Genomic DNA, 19,377 nt, shown 5'->3' with positions numbered 1-19,377 from the left:
CTTCCGCTCGCGCCGCCGTCCGCGAAGCGTTCTTGTCTTCGAGCGCACTCGAAGTTCTACGGTCGAAGGCATGAGCGACGAACTTCTCGCAGAGGCGCTCGCGGCACGGACCCCGGACGAGGCCTTCGACATCCCTCCGGATCGACCGCTGAGCATCTCCGCCGTCAGCGAGCGCCTGCACCTCAGCGCGCACACGATTCGGTACTACGAGCGCATCGGTCTCGTCACCGTAGGGCGTGACCACGGTGGGCGACGCTGCTACGACGCCCACGCTGTGCGTCGCCTCGAGTTCATTCGACGCATGCGCCAGTCGGGCATGAGCATGGCCGATCTCGAGCGATATCTCGATCTCGTCGCCCAGGGCGCCGAGACGGTGCCGCAACGCCTGGACGTCCTGCTCGAACACCGCGACACGATTCGCGCGCAGATCCGCGAGCTGCGTCTGGCCCTGGCGGCCACCGAGTACAAGATCGCGACCTACGGCGGCCGCCTCGACGGTGAGTGCGGCGCCCTGTTCGACACCACTCATGACGAAGGAGACCTCACATGACCACACCCACCACCCGTCTCGCCGACCTCGAGGTTTCGTCCCTGGGCTTCGGGTGCATGGCCCTGTCGCACGTGTACGGCGGCGGTCTCGATGACGGCGCCGCGCGGGCCACGCTGGACGGCGCCATCGACGCGGGCATCACCTTTCTCGACACCGCGAACGTCTACGGCGAACCACGCCCAGGAACCGATGGCCCCGCGGGCACGAACGAGGAGATGATCGCCCCGCTGCTCGCCCGCCGCCGCGAGGAGGTGCAGATCGCCACGAAGTTCGGCATCACCGGCTTGAGCCTGGTGCGGGGAGAGGTCGGCACGAACGCTCGTCCCACGAACGGCGAACCGTCGTACGTACGTGAGCAGGCGGAAGCCTCGCTGCGGCGGCTGGGGGTCGACGTCATCGATCTGTACTACCTGCACCGCCCGGACCCGTTGACGCCGATCGAGGACACCGTCGGCGCCATGGCCGACCTCGTGCAGGAGGGGAAGGTGCGCCACCTGGGTCTGTCGGAGGTGACTGCCGACGAACTGGGCCGCGCGCACGGCGTCCACCCCATCACTGCCGTCCAGTCGGAGTGGAGCCTGTGGTCACGTGACGTCGAAGCACGCGTGGTGCCCGCCTGCGCCGAACTCGGCGTCGGTTTCGTGCCCTACAGCCCTCTCGGTCGAGGGTTCCTCACCGGCACCTTGACGCGCGAGAGCGTGGCAGCTGACTTCCGCTCCAGCACGCAGCGCATGGGTGACGACGCGTGGGACGCCAACGCGAGAGCGCTGGATCTCGTCACCGAAGTGGCGAACGAGGTCGGTGCCACCAACGCGCAGGTGGCGCTCGCCTGGTTGCTCGAGAAGGCACGTCAGACGGGTGTGAGTGCAGTGCCGATCCCGGGTTCGCGACGCGTGGAGCGCATGCGGGAGAACCTCGGGTGTCTCGAGCTGACGCTCACCTCCGCGCAGATGCAGCGGCTCGACGGGGTGGCGGCGCTCGTCGAAGGAGGACGCAACATCGTCGACGACCCGGCATGGATCAGTTCCGGCCGCGAGTAACCGAGGTGGGGCCTGACGTTCTGCCGACTCCGCCGCGCGAGGGAGGTGCGCCCGGCGACTGCGCTCTACCCTCGGTCGGGTGAAACAGTTCTTCGGCCTCGACGACGAATGGGTGCGCAGGCGACCTGACGCCTGGCTGAGGCGAGATGTTCTCATCGCCATCCTGTTCTTCCTCGGCGCGCTGCTGGGTCTCGAGGTGTGGCGCGCACTCGGCTTCTCGGCCGATTCCCTGTGGCCGCGTTGGGCGCTGTATCTGAGCGCCGCCATCGGAGCCGGCCCGCTCGTGCTGCGCCGACGTTTCCCCGTCACCGTCATGCTCGTCACGGCCGCGCACATGTTCGTCATGGGGCTGACGCAGGTGCCGGTGATGTCGTCCATCGCCATGCAGGGCGTGTACTTCTTCGCCATCTTCACCGCGCTCGCCTGGGCGCCCGACCGCAAGCTGGTCACCCTCGCGGCAGCGGGCCTCGTGCTGTTCATGTTCGGCTGGCTGAGCGTGCAGTGGTCCGTGGCGGCGATGAACGATGACCTCCTCGACTCCTACAACGCCCAGCCCGCCAAGGCGCGCGACCCGTGGTTCGGCGCGACGGCCGCAGCCGTCCTGCAGGGGCTGATGATCAACGTGCTCTACTTCGCGACGGCGGTCGGGGCCGGGGCGAACTCGTGGCGTGGCGCCCGTGCCCGCGCGTTCGCCCACCAGCAGGCCCAGACGATCACCCGTCAGGCCGGCCAACTCACCGAGCAGGCCGTCGTCGAGGAGCGGCTGCGCATCGCACGCGAACTGCACGACGTCGTCGCCCACCACGTAGCGGCCATCGGCATCCAGGCCGCAGCGGCCCGCAAGGTGATGGTGAAAGACCCTGAGCGCGCGACGGACTCGCTGAGCAACGTCGAGGCCTCGTCGCGTGAGGCCGTCACGCAGATGCGCGCCCTGCTCGGCACTCTGCGCGCCGACGGACAACACACTGCGAACGGCTCGGGCGAGCCCACGAACAGCGCCGCACGCGCACCCGAACCGGGCCTGAACGACGTCGCCGCCCTCGTGGCGGGCGTACGCACCCCCACCTTCGACGTGCGCCTCGACGACCTCGTCGACGTCGACGTGCCCGCCAACGTCGGGCACAGCATCTACCGCACCGTGCAGGAGGCGCTCGCCAACGTCCAGCGTCACTCGACGGCCACGGCAGCCACCGTCACGCTGCGCGCGGGCGGCGAGGGCAACGGCCGCTACGTCGAGGTCGAGGTGCTCGACGACGGCCGCCCCCGCGCGGGTACGTCCGGCAGCGGGCTGGGCCTGCTCGGCATGCGTGAACGGGTGCGCGCCCACCACGGCTCGGCCGAGATCGGGCCGCGCCTCACCGGTGGATACCGTGTGCGCGTGCGCCTGCCTCTCGCAGCCTCGACCAGGAACAAGGAGACGCCGTGACCGAATCGCTCAGGGTCCTCATCGTCGACGACCAGCGGATGGTGAGCGGCGGGTTCTCCCTCATCCTGTCGGTGGAGGACGACCTCGAGGTCGTCGCCACCGCCGCGAACGGTGAGGAGGCGCTCGCGGTCGCGCGCGAGCTGCACCCCGACGTCACGCTCATGGATGTACAGATGCCCGTCATGGACGGCATCGAGGCCACGCGCCGCTTCGTCGAAGAGGGGCTGAGCCGCGTCGTCATCCTCACGACCTTCGATCGCGACGACTACCTCTTCAGCGCGCTCGACGCCGGCGCGAGCGGATTCCTGCTCAAGAACGCCGAGGCCGACGAACTCGCCGAGGCGGTGCGCACCGTCGGTCACGGTCACGCGCTGCTCGCCCCCGAGGTGACGCGCCGCGTCATCGAACGACGTACCGCGCAGCAGGCCGCACCCGAAGCGGATGCCCGCCTCGCCGCGCTCACCCCGCGCGAACGCGACGTTCTCGCGCTGCTCGGGCGCGGGCGCTCGAACGCGGAGATCGCCGACGAACTCTTCGTCGGTGAGGCCACCGTCAAGACGCACGTGTCGAACGTCCTCATGAAGCTCGACCTGCGCGATCGCGTGCAGGCCGCCGTCGCCGCCTACGAAACCGGCCTCGTGCGCGTGGGGGAGCAGCCCGGCACCTGAAGTTCATCCTCCCGGCGGAGGTGAGAACCCCGCCGTTTCGCCAGGATGGTTCCCGTACCTCCCAAAGGGGAAACCGAGAGGAACGGACGATGTTCGAAGCGAAAGGGCTGAGCCGCACGTTCGGCGACAAGGTCGCCGTGCGCGACGTGTCGTTCAGCGTGCCGGACGGCCGGATGACCGGCTTCGTCGGCGGTAACGGCGCCGGCAAGACGACGACGATGCGCATGATCATGGGCGTGCTCGAGCCCAGCGCCGGCGAAGCGCTGTGGAACGGGCAGCCGATCACGGCGGCCAACCGTCGCTCGATCGGCTACATGCCGGAGGAGCGAGGCCTCTACCCGAAGCAGCCGCTCATCGACCAGCTCGTCTACCTCGCGCAACTGCGCGGCGTGAAGGCGTCCGTGGCGCGCACCCGCGGACTCGAGCTGCTCGACCGGTTCGGCCTCGCCGAGCGCTCGAAGGACAAGCTCGAAGCGCTCTCGCTCGGTAACCAGCAGCGCGTGCAGATCGCGGCCGCCGTCATCGCGGAACCGTCCGCGCTCATCCTCGACGAGCCGTTCAGCGGCCTCGACCCGCAGGCCGTCGACGCGATGGCCGATCTCCTGCGCGAGTACACGGCGCGTGGCGTGCCGGTGCTGTTCAGCAGCCACCAGCTCGACCTCGTCGAGCGGTTGTGCGACGGGCTAGTCATCCTGGCCCGCGGTGAGGTCGTGGCCGAAGGGCGGGCGGAGGACCTGCGCCGCCGCGGACGCATCCGCCACCGCCTCGTCCTCGACACCGACGCCGGGTGGGTGCGCGATGTCGCCGGCTCGCTCGGCATCTTCGTCGCCGACGTCGACGGCCCGGTTGCCCTGCTCGAACTGCCGCACACGAACGGCGACGCAGCCGCCCACGAGCTCCTGCGCAGCGCCATGGAGCGCGGCCGCGTGCGTGAGTTCCACGAACTCGTGCCCCAACTCGCCGACATCTACCGAGAGGTGGCCTGAGGAATGAACGCCGCCGCAGAAACCCAGACCCGCCCCGCCTGGCAGATCGTCGCCCTGCGCGAACTTTCCGTGAAGGCGCGGGACAAGAACTTCCTCATGTCGCTCGTCGTGACGCTCCTGCTCGTCGCAGGCACGTTCGGCGTCCAGATCTGGCTCTCGGGCAAGACGCCTACGTCGTCCATCGCCGTCGTGACGCAGAAGAACGCGGCCGGGCTCTCGGGAAGCTCCCTCGTCGACGCCGCCGAGAAGGCGGCGAAGGCCGACCACGACAAGGTCGAGTACACGAGCGTCTCCGCGTCGTCGCCCGCCGACGCCCGCGACGCGGTCAAGAGCGGTCGCGCCGATCTGGCGCTCCTGCCCACCTCCGGCGGCTGGACGCTCGTCGGTGACAAGGACGTCGACGCCGACGTGAAGAAGTTCGTCACGAGCGCCGCCGCGGAGCAGACGCTCGCCGCGAACGCGAAGGCTCAGGGCATCGATCTCGCCAAGCTCTCGAGCGGAGCGAACGTGACGGACGAACGACTCGACCCCGGATCCGTCAACGCCGGGCTGGGCAAGCTCGTCACCTTCGTCTTCGCGTTCCTGTTCTACTTCGTCGCCTTCATCTTCGGCATGCCGATCGCGCAGAGCGTCGTCGAGGAGAAGCAGTCACGCATCGTCGAAATCCTGGCCAGCGCGGTGCCGCTCAAGCACCTGCTCGCCGGTAAGGTCATCGGCAACGCCGTCCTCGCGTTGGCCCAGGTGACGCTGCTCGTCGGCGTAGCGCTCATCGGGCTGTCGCAGACACGGTGGAGCACGCTCATCGGCACCGTGGCGAGTGCCTCGGGGTGGTTCGTCGTGTTCTTCCTCGCGGGCTTCCTCGTCGTCGCCTGCATGTTCGCGGTGGCCGGCGCGCTCGCGTCACGCAGCGAGGACGTCCAAACGACCGCCCAGCCGGTGACAATGCTCGTCGTCGTCGTGCTCATGCTCGGCATGATGCTCACCGGAACGGCCCTCAAGGTGGCCTCGTTCGTGCCGGTCGTCTCGACGGTGGCGATGCCCGCGCGCGTCATCACCGGCGATGCAGCCTGGTGGGAGCCGCTCGTCGCGCTCGTCATCGCGGGTGTCGCTGCGATCGCCATCACTCGGGTCGCGACGCGCCTCTACAGCCGCAGCGTCATGCAGACGGGTGGACGCCTCAGCTACAAGGAGGCCTTCAAGCTGCAGGCGTGATGGGCCACCGGTAGATTGGGCGCAGATCAGATTTCACCACCACGAAACGGGAGGGTCGCATGAGCGACAACAACGAGAAGCCCGCCTCCACCTGGGGCGACGGCGACTCCGAGGCACAGACCCGCATTGCGGGCGGTTCGACGCCGGCGGCTGAGCCGAACCCGGTGCACGACCACACCCAGCGGTTCGAGAACGATGCCACGCAGGTGGCCTACCGTGACCAGCCGCAGGCTGCAGCTCAGCCGGGGCAGTCCCCCGCGCGTACGGAGTCGCCGACGCAGGCGTCGTCCGCGCATTCGCAGGCCTACCCGAGCGCGCCCATCGCCCAGCAGCAGTCGGCTCCCTACGCGCAGGGTTACCCGGGTGCTGCCGGCCAGCAGGGTCAGTACGGCGCGGGTCAGCAGTACGGTTCGGCGCCGCAGGGTGGGCAGTACAACTCCGCTCCGCAGGGTCAGTACGGCGCGGGTCAGCAGTACGGTTCGGCGCCGCAGGGTGGGCAGTACAACTCCGCTCCGCAGGGTCAGTACGGCGCGGGTCAGCAGTACAACTCGTCGCCCCAGGGAGGCCAGCAGTACGGCTCCGCGCCGCAGGGTGGTCATGCGCAGCCGGGTCAGTACAACTCCTCGCCCCAGGGCGGCCAGCAGTACGGTTCGGCGCCGCAGGGTGGGCAGTACAACTCCGCTCCGCAGGGTGGCTACGCTCAGCCCGGTCAGTACAGCTCGTCGCCCCAGGGCGGCCAGACGTACGGCTCGGGCCAGCACACGACCCCGGCGCACGGCGGCCAGCAGGGCCAGTACACGTCGGCCGCGTACGGTCAGTCGCAGTCGGCCCAGCCGACGAAGACCTCGAGCGCGTCCCCCGTGGCGAAGTTCGGCCCGTTCCTGCCAGCCCTCCTGGCACTCATCGCTCCGTTCGTCGCGTGGGTGACGTTCAAGTCGGGCAGTGAGACCGTCGCGCTCAACGGCATCGGCGGCAACAGCAACTCGGCCAACCCGACGCTCGGTGAGTCGAGCAACACGGGCGGCATCTTCGTCCTCATCCTCGCCATCGGTCTCGCCGTGGCCGGCGTGCTCGCCGCTCTGGGCAAGCTCAACGCGAAGGTGACGGGCATCGTCACGGCCGCCCTCGGCGTCGTGCTGCTCATCATCGGCATCCTGCAGTTCCCGAGCACGGCCAGTGCCGTCGGTGACGGTGGCGCCGCATCCGGTTACTCGGCGACGATCGGCGCCGGCGTGTGGTTGACGCTCCTCGCGGGGCTCGCGGCGCTCGCGGTCGGTGTCGTCGCGTTCCTGCAGAGCCGCAAGGGCTCGAGCGCCTCGGCGACGAACGGCGGCCAGCAGTGGAACGGTGGCTACCAGCAGGGCCAGCAGCAGTTCGGCCAGGGCAACGGCCAGCAGTACGGCTCGGCCCCGCAGGGCGGGTTCGGCCAGAACCACTGATCTGCCTTACCTGACGAGGGCCCCTTCCGAGCGATCGGAAGGGGCCCTGGGCGTCTGTTCGTCCTTCCTCCTGCCGCCCGTGCAGCTCGCGCCGTGACCTTCGCGGGAAGGCGCGACGCGTAGGGTGTGCGTGTGACTCCGTCCGACGACACGACGCCCGTCATTCCCGAGGCTGCGGCCGCGAACAGCGTCCGACCCGGCGCAGGTGCCGGCTCGCACGAATGGCCACCGCTCATGGTCTGCCTCGACATCGACGGCACTCTCCTGCAGTACGACGGCACGATGCACGACGCGACGCGTGACGCCGTGCGCAACACCGTCGCCGCCGGCCACCACGTCGTCCTGTCGACGGGGCGCGCCGTTGTCGCGACGACGCCGATCCTGCGCATGCTCGACCTCGACCACGGCTACGTCGTGTGCTCGAACGGCGCCATCACCCTGCGTCTCGACAGCTCGCTCGACGCGGGCTACGAGATCGTCGACCGGGTGACGTTCGACCCCGCGCCGGCGCTGTCGATGCTGCGCGGACAGTGGGAGGACGCCGTCATCGCGGTCGAGGGGCCGGACGGGTTCAAGGTCACCGCGCCCTTCCCCGACGGGGAACTCGACGGCGAGCAGACCGTCGTGGAGTGGGAGGAGCTCATGTCGGAGCCCGTGACGCGCGTGACGTTCCGCTCGCCGTCGGGCACGAGCGAGGACTTCCTCGAGCTCGCCGACCGCATCGGCCTGCACCACGTCAACTACGCCGTCGGGTACACGGCCTGGATGGACATCAACCCCGAGGGCGTCTCGAAGGCGTCGGCGCTCGAGCTGGTGCGCCGCAAGCTCGCCATCGAGCCGTCGAACACGGTGGCCGTGGGCGATCAGCGCAACGACCTCGAGATGCTCGAGTGGGCTGCGCGCGGCGTCGCGATGGGCCAGGCGCCCGACGAGGTGAAGGACGCCGCGGACGAGGTGACCGGCCCGATCGAGAACGACGGCGCCGCCGACGTCCTTCGCTCGCTCTTGTGAATCCGCCCGACGGCGGGGTGCCTGCTGACGCGGTGCGGCTGACGTTCGACGGCGAGGCCGACGCGGCGTACGTCGCGCTCGGCCCGGACCCGGGAGCGGGCGGTGTGACGCGCACCGTCCCGGTCGACCTCGGCGGCGAGCTGGGTATCGACGTCGCGTTGGACGTGGACGCGAACGGCCGCCTGGTCGGCGTGGAGGTGCTCGGCGCGAGCCGTTTGCTCGCGCCGGAGGTGCTGGCCGCCGCGCACCGGTTGGACGACTGATCGCCCGTCGCTTCAGCGGGCCAGAGCCCGCAGGTAGCGGCGCGTCATCCAGCGCTGCGCCCACCGCATGACGGGGGCGCCGATGCGGCTGAGGAGCCAGCCGGGCCGGCTGAGGGCGTCGATGTGGACCCACACGTCGTCGCCGCGACGTTCGACGAGAAAGCGTTCGACGCCGCACTCGGGGTGACCGGGCAGCGTCGCGTAGACGAATCCGCGGCGGTGCGGCTCGTCGATCACCTCCGTGACGCGGCACGGAATCGGCAGGCGCACCAGCCCGAAGCCGAGGCCGAGCACGACGACGGTGCCCGCGCGCAGCGGCACGTCGTTCGCCCGCACCGTCATCCCCGAGCCCAGTTGGAGACCCCACGAAAGCAACTCGTCGCCGACGGCGTCGAGATCCGAACGGCGCAGCAGTGCCGACTCCGCGAGCCGCTCGAAGCCCTGAGGTGCCGGCGCTGCCGTGTCGTCGAAGTCGAAGGCGAGAAGCTCCGACGGAGCGGTGATCTGTGCTCCGGCCAGCGTCCGAACCGTCGCCTCGGACAACAGCCCGACCCCCGCCTCACTCCTCACCACAGCACCATCCTGCACGTGCAGATCGGGGCTTCGGCGGTGGGGGTTGAGTGGGGGAGAATGGGCGGGTGGCTGATCTTCACCTCACCTCCGCGACCAACCCGCGCCTCAAGGGGCTCGTCGGTCTGCGTAAGCGCCGTACCCGCGAGAACGAGGGCGTCACCCTGCTCGAGGGGTACGAGGAACTGTCGCTCGCGCTCGATGCAGGGGTGCGCCCCCGGGCCCTCTACACGTGCGACGACCTCATGCTCGACGCCGACCGCCAGCAGGACGTCGTCGACGCCGCCCGCGCCGCCGGGGCCGAGATCGTGACGGTGGCGCGCGCCGCGTTCGAGAAGGTCGCCTACCGCGAGGGGCCGGACGGCTTCCTCGCCGTCGTGCCGAGCGTCCAGGCCCACCCGCGCGAACTCGACCTGCCCGAGAGTCCGCTCCTTCTCGTCGCCGAGGGCGTCGAGAAGCCCGGCAATCTCGGGGCCATGCTCCGCACCGCCGACGCGGTCGGCGTCGACGGCGTCATCGCCGCCGACCCGGTCACCGACTGGGGCAACCCCAACGTCGTGCGCGGCTCGAAGGGCACCGTCTTCAGCGTGCCGGTGGCCGCCGCGTCCACCTCCGAGACCCTGAGCTGGCTCGAAGAGCGCGGCATTCCGCTCGTCGCGGCGACGCCGGACACCGACGTCATGCACACCGACGTCGACTACCGCGGCCCCGTCGCGATCGCCGTCGGCACCGAGAAGTACGGCCTCACCGACGAGGCGCTCGCCGCCGCCACGACCCGCGTGCGCATCCCCATGGTGGGCCAGGTCAACTCCCTCAACGTCGCGACGAGCGCCGCCGTTCTGCTCTACGAAGCGATGCGTCAGCGTGGCGTCCGCGGTTGACGGAGCGCGCCGCGTCGAAGGGGAGTGACCCGGATTACAGTCCACACCGATGGGCGTGGCACAGTGTGCACATGCGTATTGACCACGTGATGTATGCGGCCGAGTCCGACGGTCTGCAGGCGACGGCCGAGCGACTCGCGCAGCAGCTCGGCGTGGAAGCACTCGACGGCGGCGTTCACCCGCGGTTCGGTACCCGCAACGTCATCCTGCCGCTCACCGAGCACCGGTTCCTCGAGGTCGTCGAAGCCCTCGAGCACCCCAGCGTCGACAAGATGCCGTACGGCCAGGCCGTCAAGGCTCGCTCCGCCAACGGTGGCGGCTGGATCGGTTGGGTCGTCGAACTCGACGACATGACCCGCCCCGTCGAGAAGCTCGGTCGCGGCACCACCGAAGGCCGCCGTCACCGCCCCGACGGCACCGAGGTCACCTGGCAGCAGATCGGCATCAGCGACCTCGTCCTCGACCCGCAGCTGCCCTACTTCATCAAGTGGGACGACGACGCGACCCACCCGTCGTCGGACGGCCCCAGCGACTCGGGCCTCAAGGGCATCACGCTCGCCGGCGCGCCCGAGCGCGTGCGCGAGTGGATCGGCCTCTCCGGTGAACCGGGCGTCGACCGCGAGGAGTGGGAGCCGAGCATCGACTTCTCCTTCGTCGCCCCGCACGGCACCCCGTCGGTGCTGTCGGTGACGTTCACGACGCCCCGCGGCGACGTCACGATCTGACGCACGCATCACGCTCATCACGGGTCGGCATCCACGTTCGGATGCCGGCCCGTTGCGTTGCCGTCGTGCACCCCTGGGGAGGCTTCACCTCACCTGGCGCGGGTGGTCGGATGAACATATGGGCGACTCGGTGGCACGGCAACGTCTCGCCTGCGGGCTGACGCTCGTCGTCGGCACGCTCGTGCTGGCGTGGAGCCTGTCGATCGAGCCCGCTGATGCACTCTTCTACCCCGCGACGGCGCTGCTGGCCGCGGTGTGGTTCGTCGGCGCGTTCCTGGCCCGACGTCCGGGTGGGCGTGAAGCGCCGAAGCCGACCGAAGCGCGTCGGCCCGCAGCCGACGTGGCTCTCGGCGCCGGCGTCGGGGCCGCACTCGCAGGGGCTTTTCTCGTCGGTGCGCTTGTTCTCACGCAGATTCCCGCGTTACGCGACCCCGTCCAGCAACTCCTCGATCACGCCGACCGCGGCGTCTTCGTCGTGGTTCTCGTCCTCACCCTCGTCAACGGCGTGGCGGAGGAGACCTTCTTCCGTGGCGCGCTCTACGACGCGTTGCGCGGCCATGCTCCTGTCGTCACGAGCACCCTCGTCTACACCGTCGTCACGGCTGCCTCGGGCATTTGGATGCTCGCCTTCGCCGGCCTCGTGCTCGGCGGGGTGTGCGCGCTCCTGCGCCGCCGCACCGGCACCCTTCACGCCCCGAGGCGGGCGTCGTCATCGGTGAAGGGTCGTCGTCGTTCCAGATGTTGCGTCACCTCGCCGAGCGGCTGCCGGGGGCGCTCGCGCCGCGGTGGGTGCGCAACACGATCCAGCCCATCGCCGTGGCCGACGCGGTGCACTACCTCGTGGCCGCGGCGGACCTGCCGACCGACATCAACCGCACCTTCGACATCGGGGGCCCCGAGGCCATCCAGTACGCCGACATGATGAGCGAGTACGCCACGAGGGTGGGGTTGCGACCGCGCATCGTGCTCAAGGCGCCCGTGAGGACTCCGGGGCTGGCGGCTTACTGGGTCGGCCTCGTGACACCCGTGACGACACAGCTCGCCACACCGCTCATCGGCAGCCTGCAGCACGACACCGTCGTCCACGAACGCGACCTCGACAACCTCGTGGGGCCGCCGCCGGGCGGGCACACCACCTTCCGTGACGCCGTCCGGACCGCCTCGCGCAGCGCCGACACCCGCCGATGGGGTCGGACGCTCGCGCGCACGAGCGCCGCCGTCGCGGCGACCGCGGTGGTCGGCAGTCTCGCGACCGACCCCGACTCGCTCTGGTACCGCACCCTGCGCAAGCCCGCCTTCCAGCCGCCCGCGTGGGCCTTCCCCGTCGCGTGGACGGCGCTGTACGCCGACATCGCGCTCACGAGTTCACTCGTGCTCGCGGACCTCGGCGAGCAGGGGCGCACGCGCGAGCAGAAGGCCTATGCAGCGGCTCTGGCCGGCAACCTCGTGCTCAACGCGGGATGGAGCGTGCTGTTCTTCGACCGAAAGAAGTTGCGTCCCGCCTGCCTCGAGGCCATTGCACTCGCCGTGAGCAGCGCCGACCTCGTGCGCCGAGCCGGTGCTCACACCCCGGAGCGCGGCGTCGCGCTCGCGCCGTACGCCGCGTGGACCGGTTTCGCAGCCGTGCTCACCGGTGCCATCGCGCGCTTGAACCCGCGTCGCTGACACCTCGGGCTCAGTAGCCCCGGTAGGCGCCCTTCTGCGCGTCGAGGATCGTGGGCGACAGCAGGGTGGACGGTTTCACGGGCATCCGGCCACGGTCGGGCGGGAAGACGGCAGCGGCGCGCAGCACGTCCTGCGTGACGAAGCGCTGCGCCGGGGCGTCATCGGGCAGCGTGAGCGACGGCGGCGTCGACGAGCGCGTCGCGAGGTGGAAGCCCCAGTCGCCGAAGCTCGGCACGTCGACGTGGTACGGCGTTGTCGCGAACCCGGCGCGGCGCAGGGTCGCCTCCGTCGTCCAGTAAGCCTCGCGGGCGAAGAACGGCGAGCCGCTCTGGACGACCATGCGGCCGCCGGGGGCGAGGGCCCTGTTCATCAGCCCGTAGATCTCCTGCGAGTACAGCTTCGCGGTGGCCACGTCGTCGGCGTCGGGGAAGTCGACGACGATGGCGTCGAACGTCTCGTTCTGGGTGCGCAGCCACGTGAACGCATCGGCGGCGCGATAGGTCAGGCGCGGGTCGTCCATCGCATCGGCGTTGGCCGCGAGGAATTCGGGCCGCGTGCGCGCGAGATCGACCACCGCCGGGTCGAGGTCGACGAGCGTCACCTTCTCGACGCCGGGATACTCGAGCACCCGCCGTGCCGCGAGTCCGTCGCCCCCGCCGAGCACGAGGACCTTCGTGCGCGGCCCGTTCATCGCAGGAGCGACGAGCGCCTCGTGGTAGCGGTACTCGTCGAGCGTCGAGAACTGCAGGTCACCGTTGAGGAACAGCCGCACGTCGCGTCCGTCGAGGCCGGACGTGACGACGATGTCCTGGTAGGCCGAACGCTCGCTCACGACGATCGGATCGCGGTAGATGCGCTGCTGCGCGGACAGCTCGAACTTCCCCGAGAACCAGGCAAGCCCCGCGAGCCCGACCAGCGTCACGGCGAGCGCGCCGCCGACGAGGCGCCGCCCCCACGTCGTGAACGAGTCACGAAACACCCACAGGCACAAGGCAACACCGACGAGGGCGTTGACGGCGCCGACGGCGAGTGTGCCGCGGAGCAGGCCGAAGAGGGGCAGCAGGAGGAACGGGAACGCCAGGCCACCCACGAGGGCGCCGACGTAATCGGCGGCGAAGAGATCAGCGACGGCGTCCGACGCATCCTGCTTGCGGATGCGCTGCAGCAACGTCATGAGCAGGGGGATCTCGGCACCGATGAGCGCGCCGATCGTGAAGGCGAGAGCGACGAGCGCTGGCCCGTAGAGCGACCACCACGCGAAGGCGGCGTACAGCACGATGACGCTCGTGCCGCCGATGACGGCGAGGGCCAGCTCGATCAGGGCGAAGTTGCGGGCCGCCTGGCCGCCGAGGCGCTTCGCGGCGAGCGAGCCGATGCCCATGGCGAACACCATGACCGACAGGACGATCGACGTCTGCGTGATCGAGTTGCCGAGCAGGTACGAGCCGAGCGCGACGAGCGCGAGCTCGTAGACGAGACCGCATGCGGCGCACAGCAGGACGGCGCCGAAGACGAGGGCGCGGGCGAAGCGGGGAGCCTCAGACGGTGAGCGCACGGCTCACCTCGATCGCGCGAACGCTGCGAACAGCGTCGCTCACTTTCCGCTGCCCGAACCGCCACCGCGGAAGGAACTACCGTGACGGCGCGTCGTCGAGCTGCGGTGATCGTTGTCGCAGGCCTCCTTGACGGCCCGCTCGTTGGGCGTGAAGCCCTGCGCTCGCGCCATCTGACGCTGCTGCTCGCGGCAGGCTTCCTCTTCCTTGCTCGTGCCGCAGCCGCCCAACCCGAGGCCGAGGGCCGCGACGAGCAGTACGTTGACGGTGCGCTTCATGCCGGATCCCTCCGTCGCTGCAGGTCGAGCGAGGACGCGGTCTCGACCAGTTCTCCGTGCTGCGGGTAGACGTGCCAGGTGCGCCACGTGAGGACGTCGTCGCGGCGCTCGGCGACGAGGGCCGTCAACGCGAGGTCATGCCCGGGAAAGCGCGCGACGACGGCGTCGTCACGCTCGCCGAGCGCAGGGACGAACGCGTTGACCGCGTCGCGCAGGGCGTCCGGAGCCAGGTGCGTGACGCTCGTGCGCAGCGAGTAGCCGGGCGCGGTGTGGCGTTCCGGCAGAGGCATCGGGACGTGGGGGAGGTAGGCGATCGTCTCGGTGAACGGCTCGTCCTCCGTCTCGATGACGACCTGGTGCGAGGCCCCGAGCACGCGCAGGTCGGCACCCGCCACGAAGCAGGTGGCGAGAGGCTCCACAGGGGCCAAGCCGAGCCCCAGGCGCAGGTCGGCGGCGCAGGTGTCGACGAACGGCGACGCGATGGCGTGAAGGGTCACGACGAACCCCCGGTGACCTGCACGCCGAACGCCGGGATGTGACGGCCGGTCGACGGCTCCCACGCGCCGTCGTCGAAGCGCTCGAAGGCGACGAGCGTGCCGCCGAGGCGGTAGTCGGCGTAGGCGTAACGGCCCGAGCGCCCCGACGGAAGGCTGCGGTAGGTGCCCGTGCCGTCCTCGTTGCGGCGCAGCTTCGTGCCGTCGCAGACGACGTTGCGATCGCCAGGCTCGCCGCGCTCGGGCAGGGCCGGGCGGTCCTTCCACAGGGTGAGGCTGAGCGTGCCCTCGTCGTCCTCGACAGTGAGCCAATCGGCGTCCGGATGCCCGCTGAGGCGGTGCGAGTGCCAGGTGAAGTCGTCGACGGTGAGTTCGAGGGTCTCCTCGACGCGCGCGGGAGCGCCCGCGAGCGAGAGGTGCGAGCCGGGGCGGATGGTCAGCGCGTCGTGGGTCATGGGAGCGCCGATCAGGAGATGGCGGCGCAGATCATGAGCGCGACCGCGATGTGAGCCGCCGCCGACACCCAGACCGCCGGGTGCCTGTCCTCCTGCAGCAGCAACGCGCCCAGCTTGCCCGGCGTCAGTGCGTCGAGGGCGAAGAAGCTCAGGGCCATGAAGACGAGGCCGAGGATGCCGTAAACGGCAGTGCTCAGGAGACCCGCCGCGAGGCCGTCGTGCGACGAGCGGATGGCGGTGAAGACGATGAGGCCGACGGCGATGAGGTTCGCCGACACGAGGATCGCCGCGTTCTGGTTGCGCTCACGCCAGATGATGTCGGCGAGGCGACCCGGCGTCAGCAGATCGGTCATGAAGTAGCCGAGCGCCTGGAGCGCGCAGCCGACGATGGCGAAGGCCGCGATGGCCCCGACGTCGTAGAGCAGATCGGATGCGGTCATCGAATTCATTGCCTTCCCGGCCGACGCAGGGCTGGGGCCGTTCCCCACGCGCAGTGACTGCGCGATGCCCCAGCGATGCCCCCGGAACATGCAAGAACTATAGGCGAATCACTCCGCCCCAAGGGGTGATTAGGGGGTGAGAGCCGCGGGTCGCTCGGGTGCGGTGGTGGCGCGGTCGTACGTTGTGTCCTGACGCCGCCTGTCGTCGCGCAGCACGACGCCCTGCCCGCGGAGCACAGCTGCGGGCAGGGCGTCGCGTGAGCGCAGGTTCGTCAGACCTCGAGGTAATCGACGAGCTGAGGTGCGATGCCGATGTAGGTGGCAGGCGTCATCTCGAGGAAACGCGCCTCGACGTCGGAGGGAAGGTCGAGGCCGCGCACGAACTCGCGCAGGTCGTCGCCGGTGATGCGGCGTCCGCGCGTCAGTTCCTTCAGGCGCTCGTAGGGCTGCTCCATCCCGGGCACGCCCTGGGCGCCGAGCGCGCGCATCGCCGTCTGGATGGGCTCGCCGAGCACCTCCCAGTTGGCTTCGAGGTCCTTGGCCATGGCGCCCGGCACGGGGTCGAGACCGCCGAGGCCCCGCGCGACGTTGTCCATGGCCAGCACCGAGTGCCCGAATGCGGTGCCGATATTGCGCTGCATCGAGGAATCCGTGAGGTCGCGCTGCAGGCGCGACGTGACGAGGGTCGAGCCGAGAACGTCGAGCAGAGCGCTCGAGACCTCGAGGTTCGCCTCGGCGTTCTCGAAGCGGATCGGGTTCACCTTGTGCGGCATCGTCGACGAGCCGACGGTGCCCTGGCCGCGCACCTGCGCGAAGTAGCCCATCGAGATGTAGGTCCACACGTCGGTGCACAGGTTGTGCAGGATGCGGTTGAACCGCGCGATGTCGGCGTAGAGCTCGGCCTGCCAGTCGTGGCTCTCGATCTGCGTCGTCAACGGGTTCCACGTGAGGCCGAGGCCCTCGACGAACGACTTGCTCAGTGCCGGCCAGTCGGCGCTCGGCACCGCAGCCGTGTGCGCACCGAACGTGCCGGTGGCTCCGTTGATCTTGCCGAGGTACTCCTGCCCGCCGATGCGGCGCACCTGACGGCCCAGGCGGTGGGCGAGCACCGCGAACTCCTTGCCCATCGTCGTCGGCGTCGCGGGCTGGCCGTGGGTGTGCGACAGGAGCGGCACGTCACGCATGTCACGGGCCATCGTCGCGACCTGCTCGACGAGCGTCGTCGCCTTCGGCAGCCACACCTGCTGCGTCGCACGCTGCACCATGAGGGCGTAGCTGAGGTTGTTGATGTCCTCGCTCGTGCAGCAGAAGTGGATGAGTTCCGAGAGCTGCTCGGCGTCGTCGTGGCCCGCGTCGGCCACGATCTGCGTGAGGCGGCGCTTGAGGTAGTACTCGACGGCCTTGACGTCGTGCACCGTCTCGCGCTCGATCTCGGCGAGTTCGGCGATGTCGTCACCGTCGAACTGCTCCACGACGTCGCGCAGCGCCTCCTTCTCGCCGTCGTCCAGCGCGCGCACGCCGTCGAGGATGCCGGCGTCGGTGAGGTGGATGAGCCACTCGACCTCGACGTGGACGCGCATCCGGTTGAGCGCGGCCTCCGACAGGTGGTCGACAAGCGGGGCGACGGCGCCGCGGTAGCGGCCGTCGAGGGCTCCGAGGGCGATGGCGGGCTGGGTGTCGGCGAGGCTGTGCATGCACCCATTGTTCCAAACGACGAGCCCCGGACGCGTGTCGCATCCGAGGCTCGTCCTCACGGTGGAGTCAGCGCTTTCGGGCCCGCAGCGGGAGCCACACCGCCAGGCCCATGAGCGCCATCGCCAGCGGGACATGGACGGCGGCCATGACGTCCTTGCCCTCGTCCACGATGAGCCCCCCCGAGATAGGCCTCGAGGATCAACAGCACCGTCAACGCGAGCGCACCGAAGGTCAGGTCGGTGCGTTCACGCAGCTTCAGGAACGCCCACACCGTGGCGAGGAGCGCGAACCCGATGGCGGCCTTCCCGCACCACGAATGGACCTCGAGCCAGGGCGTCTTCTCAGGGGCGGTGTCGGGCGTCGACATGAACAATCCGGCCCACAGGCCCTGCAGCAGCACGGCGAGCGACGCGACGCCGACGAGTGCTGCGAACGTACGAGTGGGTGCCGTCGCGGCTGAGGAATTCGCGGGCGTGGAGCTCGTCATGATGGTCCTTCGCGTGGAATGAAGCAGTGTCCCCACAGCCAACCGCGTCCACCTAGGAGAACGCTCTCGTCCGGAACCGGCAGACCTGACAAGTACCCGGGATTTTCCTGGGTCAGGGCCGGCTCACCTCACCTGCTCGTCACTCGGCGTCGCGATCGTGCTCCGCTTCCTCCTCGGCTTCCGCGGTGTAGGAGATGACGTTGAAGACCTCGCCCTCGGGGCCGCGGATGGTGGCCTCGGGGCCGAACGGGGTGTCGAAGCTCATGAGCACCTCGCCGTCGAGCTCCTCGACGATGGCGACGCTCGAGTCGCGGTCGGCCACGACGAAGTGCGTGAGCCAGTTCGCCGGGACCTCGTCCGGCAGGTGCCCCGCGAGATGGATTCCGGCGACGACCTCACCGTCGGAGGCGCGCTTGCACGTGACGTAGTCGGCGCCCATCTCGTCGTAGCTGAACCCGAAGACCTTGCCGTAGAACGCCTTCGCGCCCTCGAGGTCTCGCGTCATGAGGTCGTTCCAACCCACGGAGCCAGACTCGTTGAAGATGCCGAAACCGTGGTGCTCACCGCCCTGCCAGGCGCCGAACGCGGCACCCTCGGCGTCGGTGAAGAACGCCATGCGGCCTGCACCAGCGACGCCCATCGGCTCGGCGATGACGCTGCCTCCCGCGGCGCGCACCGCCTCGGCGGTGGCATCGACGTCGTCGGAGGCGAAGAACGTCGACCACGCCGTGGGAACCTCTGGCGCCATACGCGGCGTGATGGCAGCGGCGGATCGTCCGTGCTTGAAGCACAGTGCGTAGCCGCCCATCTCGGCCGGGCCCTCCTGCACGTCCCAGCCGAAGAGCTTGGCGTAGAAGTCGCCGGCCTTCTTCACGTCGTCGAAGCAGCAGTCGACCCAGTTCGGGGTGCCTGCAGGCCAGTTCGTGTCACGGGTGGGCATGGGAGCTCCTTCGTTCGAAGTGCCGAGTTCAACGGCTCGACATCAGCCAACCACGGGCCACCGACAACCGCCAGGGTGTCTGGCTCCTGCGCAGATCCCGGTGATCAGGTCGCACGTTCGGGATAAGGCGTCCAATACGTGCCCACGAAGACCCGACGAGGCCTACTCTTGTCGCCGTGACCCAGCCCTCCGCCGAAGCGCGCATTCTCACGTCGGCAGCGTTCCGGCGCGCGCGGCTCCGGGCGGCGTCACTCATCGCCTCCCGCACGGAGTTGCACAGGCTGCTCGCCAGCGTCGAGTCGAAGCGCAAGAGCAACCCGCGCCTGTACGAGGGCGCGCAAGGGCTTGACCTCGACATCATCTGCTCGGTCGTCGACGCCTACGTCGACGAGGGCATGCTCACCGTGGACGGCCACGACGACCCACACACCACCAGCATCACCGGCAAGGCACGTCTGCGCCTCGTCGTGGCAGCGCTCGTCTACCTCGTCGACGTGGAGGACGTCATCCCGGACTCGCGGCCCAACGGCCTCACCGACGACGTCGTCCTCCTGCGCTGGGCGTCACGCATGGCGCGCGCCGAACTGCCCGCCGTCTGA

23 protein-coding genes are annotated in these 19,377 nt (G+C 69.8%); 14 read left to right on the top strand and 9 right to left on the bottom strand.

Features of this window, described 5'->3' with window-relative positions; genetic code table 11:
- Nucleotides 1-70: 70 nt before the first annotated feature.
- From H7F30_RS01775 to H7F30_RS01735, 9 genes are all read left to right on the top strand, one after another.
- Nucleotides 71-550 (top strand): MerR family transcriptional regulator, encoded by a 480-nt coding sequence (locus tag H7F30_RS01775; RefSeq protein WP_187036325.1) that lies wholly within the window; start codon nucleotides 71-73, stop codon nucleotides 548-550.
- Nucleotides 547-1,590: an aldo/keto reductase gene (locus H7F30_RS01770; RefSeq protein WP_187036323.1), complete on the top strand. Its 1,044-nt coding sequence runs from the start codon at nucleotides 547-549 to the stop codon at nucleotides 1,588-1,590. The genes H7F30_RS01775 and H7F30_RS01770 overlap by 4 nt, the downstream gene beginning before the upstream one ends.
- Nucleotides 1,591-1,669: 79 nt before the next feature.
- Nucleotides 1,670-3,016 (top strand): sensor histidine kinase, encoded by a 1,347-nt coding sequence (locus H7F30_RS01765; protein ID WP_255464922.1) that lies wholly within the window; start codon nucleotides 1,670-1,672, stop codon nucleotides 3,014-3,016.
- Entirely contained in the window at nucleotides 3,013-3,684 is a 672-nt protein-coding gene (locus H7F30_RS01760; protein WP_187036321.1) for a response regulator transcription factor, read from the top strand. Before H7F30_RS01765 ends, H7F30_RS01760 begins: the two co-directional genes overlap by 4 nt.
- 89 nt (nucleotides 3,685-3,773) lie before the next feature.
- A complete protein-coding gene (locus H7F30_RS01755) occupies nucleotides 3,774-4,670 on the top strand; it encodes an ABC transporter ATP-binding protein (protein ID WP_187036318.1) in 897 nt (298 codons plus the stop codon).
- A 3-nt stretch (nucleotides 4,671-4,673) separates the two neighbouring features.
- A complete protein-coding gene (locus tag H7F30_RS01750) occupies nucleotides 4,674-5,882 on the top strand; it encodes an ABC transporter permease (protein ID WP_187036316.1) in 1,209 nt (402 codons plus the stop codon).
- Between the two features lie 59 nt (nucleotides 5,883-5,941).
- A complete protein-coding gene (locus H7F30_RS01745; RefSeq protein ID WP_187036314.1) occupies nucleotides 5,942-7,321 on the top strand; it encodes a hypothetical protein in 1,380 nt (459 codons plus the stop codon).
- A 132-nt stretch (nucleotides 7,322-7,453) separates the two neighbouring features.
- Complete coding sequence (locus H7F30_RS01740; RefSeq protein ID WP_370562810.1) at nucleotides 7,454-8,332, top strand: HAD family hydrolase; 879 nt, start codon at nucleotides 7,454-7,456, stop codon at nucleotides 8,330-8,332.
- Nucleotides 8,329-8,595, top strand: coding sequence for a DUF2283 domain-containing protein (locus H7F30_RS01735; RefSeq protein ID WP_255464921.1), 267 nt, complete (start codon nucleotides 8,329-8,331; stop codon nucleotides 8,593-8,595). The genes H7F30_RS01740 and H7F30_RS01735 overlap by 4 nt, the downstream gene beginning before the upstream one ends.
- 12 nt (nucleotides 8,596-8,607) lie before the next feature.
- Here H7F30_RS01735 and H7F30_RS01730 read toward each other — a convergent pair whose 3' ends face one another.
- Nucleotides 8,608-9,168 (bottom strand): DUF1990 family protein, encoded by a 561-nt coding sequence (locus H7F30_RS01730; RefSeq protein WP_222617830.1) that lies wholly within the window; start codon nucleotides 9,166-9,168, stop codon nucleotides 8,608-8,610.
- A 65-nt stretch (nucleotides 9,169-9,233) separates the two neighbouring features.
- Here H7F30_RS01730 and H7F30_RS01725 point away from each other — a divergent pair, with 65 nt between their 5' ends.
- The 4 genes from H7F30_RS01725 to H7F30_RS01715 all read left to right on the top strand — a co-directional run bounded on the left by H7F30_RS01725 (nucleotide 9,234) and on the right by H7F30_RS01715 (nucleotide 12,436).
- Nucleotides 9,234-10,046, top strand: coding sequence for an RNA methyltransferase (locus tag H7F30_RS01725; protein WP_047310679.1), 813 nt, complete (start codon nucleotides 9,234-9,236; stop codon nucleotides 10,044-10,046).
- 71 nt (nucleotides 10,047-10,117) lie between these two features.
- The gene (locus H7F30_RS01720) at nucleotides 10,118-10,771 is read left to right on the top strand and encodes a VOC family protein (protein ID WP_047311164.1); all 654 of its coding nucleotides are present in this window, start codon (nucleotides 10,118-10,120) and stop codon (nucleotides 10,769-10,771) included.
- A 118-nt stretch (nucleotides 10,772-10,889) separates the two neighbouring features.
- Nucleotides 10,890-11,693 carry a CPBP family intramembrane glutamic endopeptidase gene (locus tag H7F30_RS14835; protein WP_255464920.1) on the top strand — a complete coding sequence of 268 codons (804 nt, stop codon included), beginning with the start codon at nucleotides 10,890-10,892 and terminating at the stop codon, nucleotides 11,691-11,693.
- Nucleotides 11,690-12,436 (top strand): tryptophan-rich sensory protein, encoded by a 747-nt coding sequence (locus tag H7F30_RS01715; protein ID WP_370563163.1) that lies wholly within the window; start codon nucleotides 11,690-11,692, stop codon nucleotides 12,434-12,436. The genes H7F30_RS14835 and H7F30_RS01715 overlap by 4 nt, the downstream gene beginning before the upstream one ends.
- A 10-nt stretch (nucleotides 12,437-12,446) precedes the next feature.
- Here the strand turns inward: H7F30_RS01715 and H7F30_RS01710 are convergent, their stop codons facing one another.
- From H7F30_RS01710 to H7F30_RS01675, 8 genes are all read right to left on the bottom strand, one after another.
- Nucleotides 12,447-13,991 (bottom strand): polyamine aminopropyltransferase, encoded by a 1,545-nt coding sequence (locus H7F30_RS01710; protein WP_129666213.1) that lies wholly within the window; start codon nucleotides 13,989-13,991, stop codon nucleotides 12,447-12,449.
- 39 nt (nucleotides 13,992-14,030) lie between these two features.
- On the bottom strand, nucleotides 14,031-14,267 hold the full coding sequence (locus tag H7F30_RS01705; RefSeq protein ID WP_187036309.1) for a hypothetical protein: 237 nt from the start codon (nucleotides 14,265-14,267) through the stop codon (nucleotides 14,031-14,033).
- A complete protein-coding gene (locus tag H7F30_RS01700; RefSeq protein WP_165357963.1) occupies nucleotides 14,264-14,764 on the bottom strand; it encodes a DUF2617 family protein in 501 nt (166 codons plus the stop codon). The genes H7F30_RS01705 and H7F30_RS01700 overlap by 4 nt, the downstream gene beginning before the upstream one ends.
- On the bottom strand, nucleotides 14,761-15,216 hold the full coding sequence (locus H7F30_RS01695) for a DUF4178 domain-containing protein (protein WP_052946813.1): 456 nt from the start codon (nucleotides 15,214-15,216) through the stop codon (nucleotides 14,761-14,763). The genes H7F30_RS01700 and H7F30_RS01695 overlap by 4 nt, the downstream gene beginning before the upstream one ends.
- A gap of 11 nt (nucleotides 15,217-15,227) precedes the next feature.
- On the bottom strand, nucleotides 15,228-15,656 hold the full coding sequence (locus H7F30_RS01690; RefSeq protein ID WP_129666219.1) for a DUF350 domain-containing protein: 429 nt from the start codon (nucleotides 15,654-15,656) through the stop codon (nucleotides 15,228-15,230).
- A gap of 272 nt (nucleotides 15,657-15,928) precedes the next feature.
- Complete coding sequence (gene purB / locus H7F30_RS01685; RefSeq protein ID WP_129666221.1) at nucleotides 15,929-17,350, bottom strand: adenylosuccinate lyase; 1,422 nt, start codon at nucleotides 17,348-17,350, stop codon at nucleotides 15,929-15,931.
- A 56-nt stretch (nucleotides 17,351-17,406) separates the two neighbouring features.
- The gene (locus H7F30_RS01680) at nucleotides 17,407-17,838 is read right to left on the bottom strand and encodes a hypothetical protein (RefSeq protein WP_129666223.1); all 432 of its coding nucleotides are present in this window, start codon (nucleotides 17,836-17,838) and stop codon (nucleotides 17,407-17,409) included.
- Between the two features lie 139 nt (nucleotides 17,839-17,977).
- On the bottom strand, nucleotides 17,978-18,778 hold the full coding sequence (locus H7F30_RS01675) for a VOC family protein (protein WP_129666224.1): 801 nt from the start codon (nucleotides 18,776-18,778) through the stop codon (nucleotides 17,978-17,980).
- A 176-nt stretch (nucleotides 18,779-18,954) separates the two neighbouring features.
- Between H7F30_RS01675 and H7F30_RS01670 the strand changes: the two genes are divergently transcribed.
- On the top strand, nucleotides 18,955-19,377 hold the full coding sequence (locus tag H7F30_RS01670; protein ID WP_129666226.1) for a hypothetical protein: 423 nt from the start codon (nucleotides 18,955-18,957) through the stop codon (nucleotides 19,375-19,377).

Origin of the sequence: Dermacoccus sp. PAMC28757 (assembly GCF_014302635.1) — a bacterium.
Taxonomy (GTDB): Bacteria; Actinomycetota; Actinomycetes; order Actinomycetales; family Dermatophilaceae; genus Dermacoccus; species Dermacoccus abyssi.
This window is presented reverse-complemented; position numbering and strand designations above follow the sequence as displayed.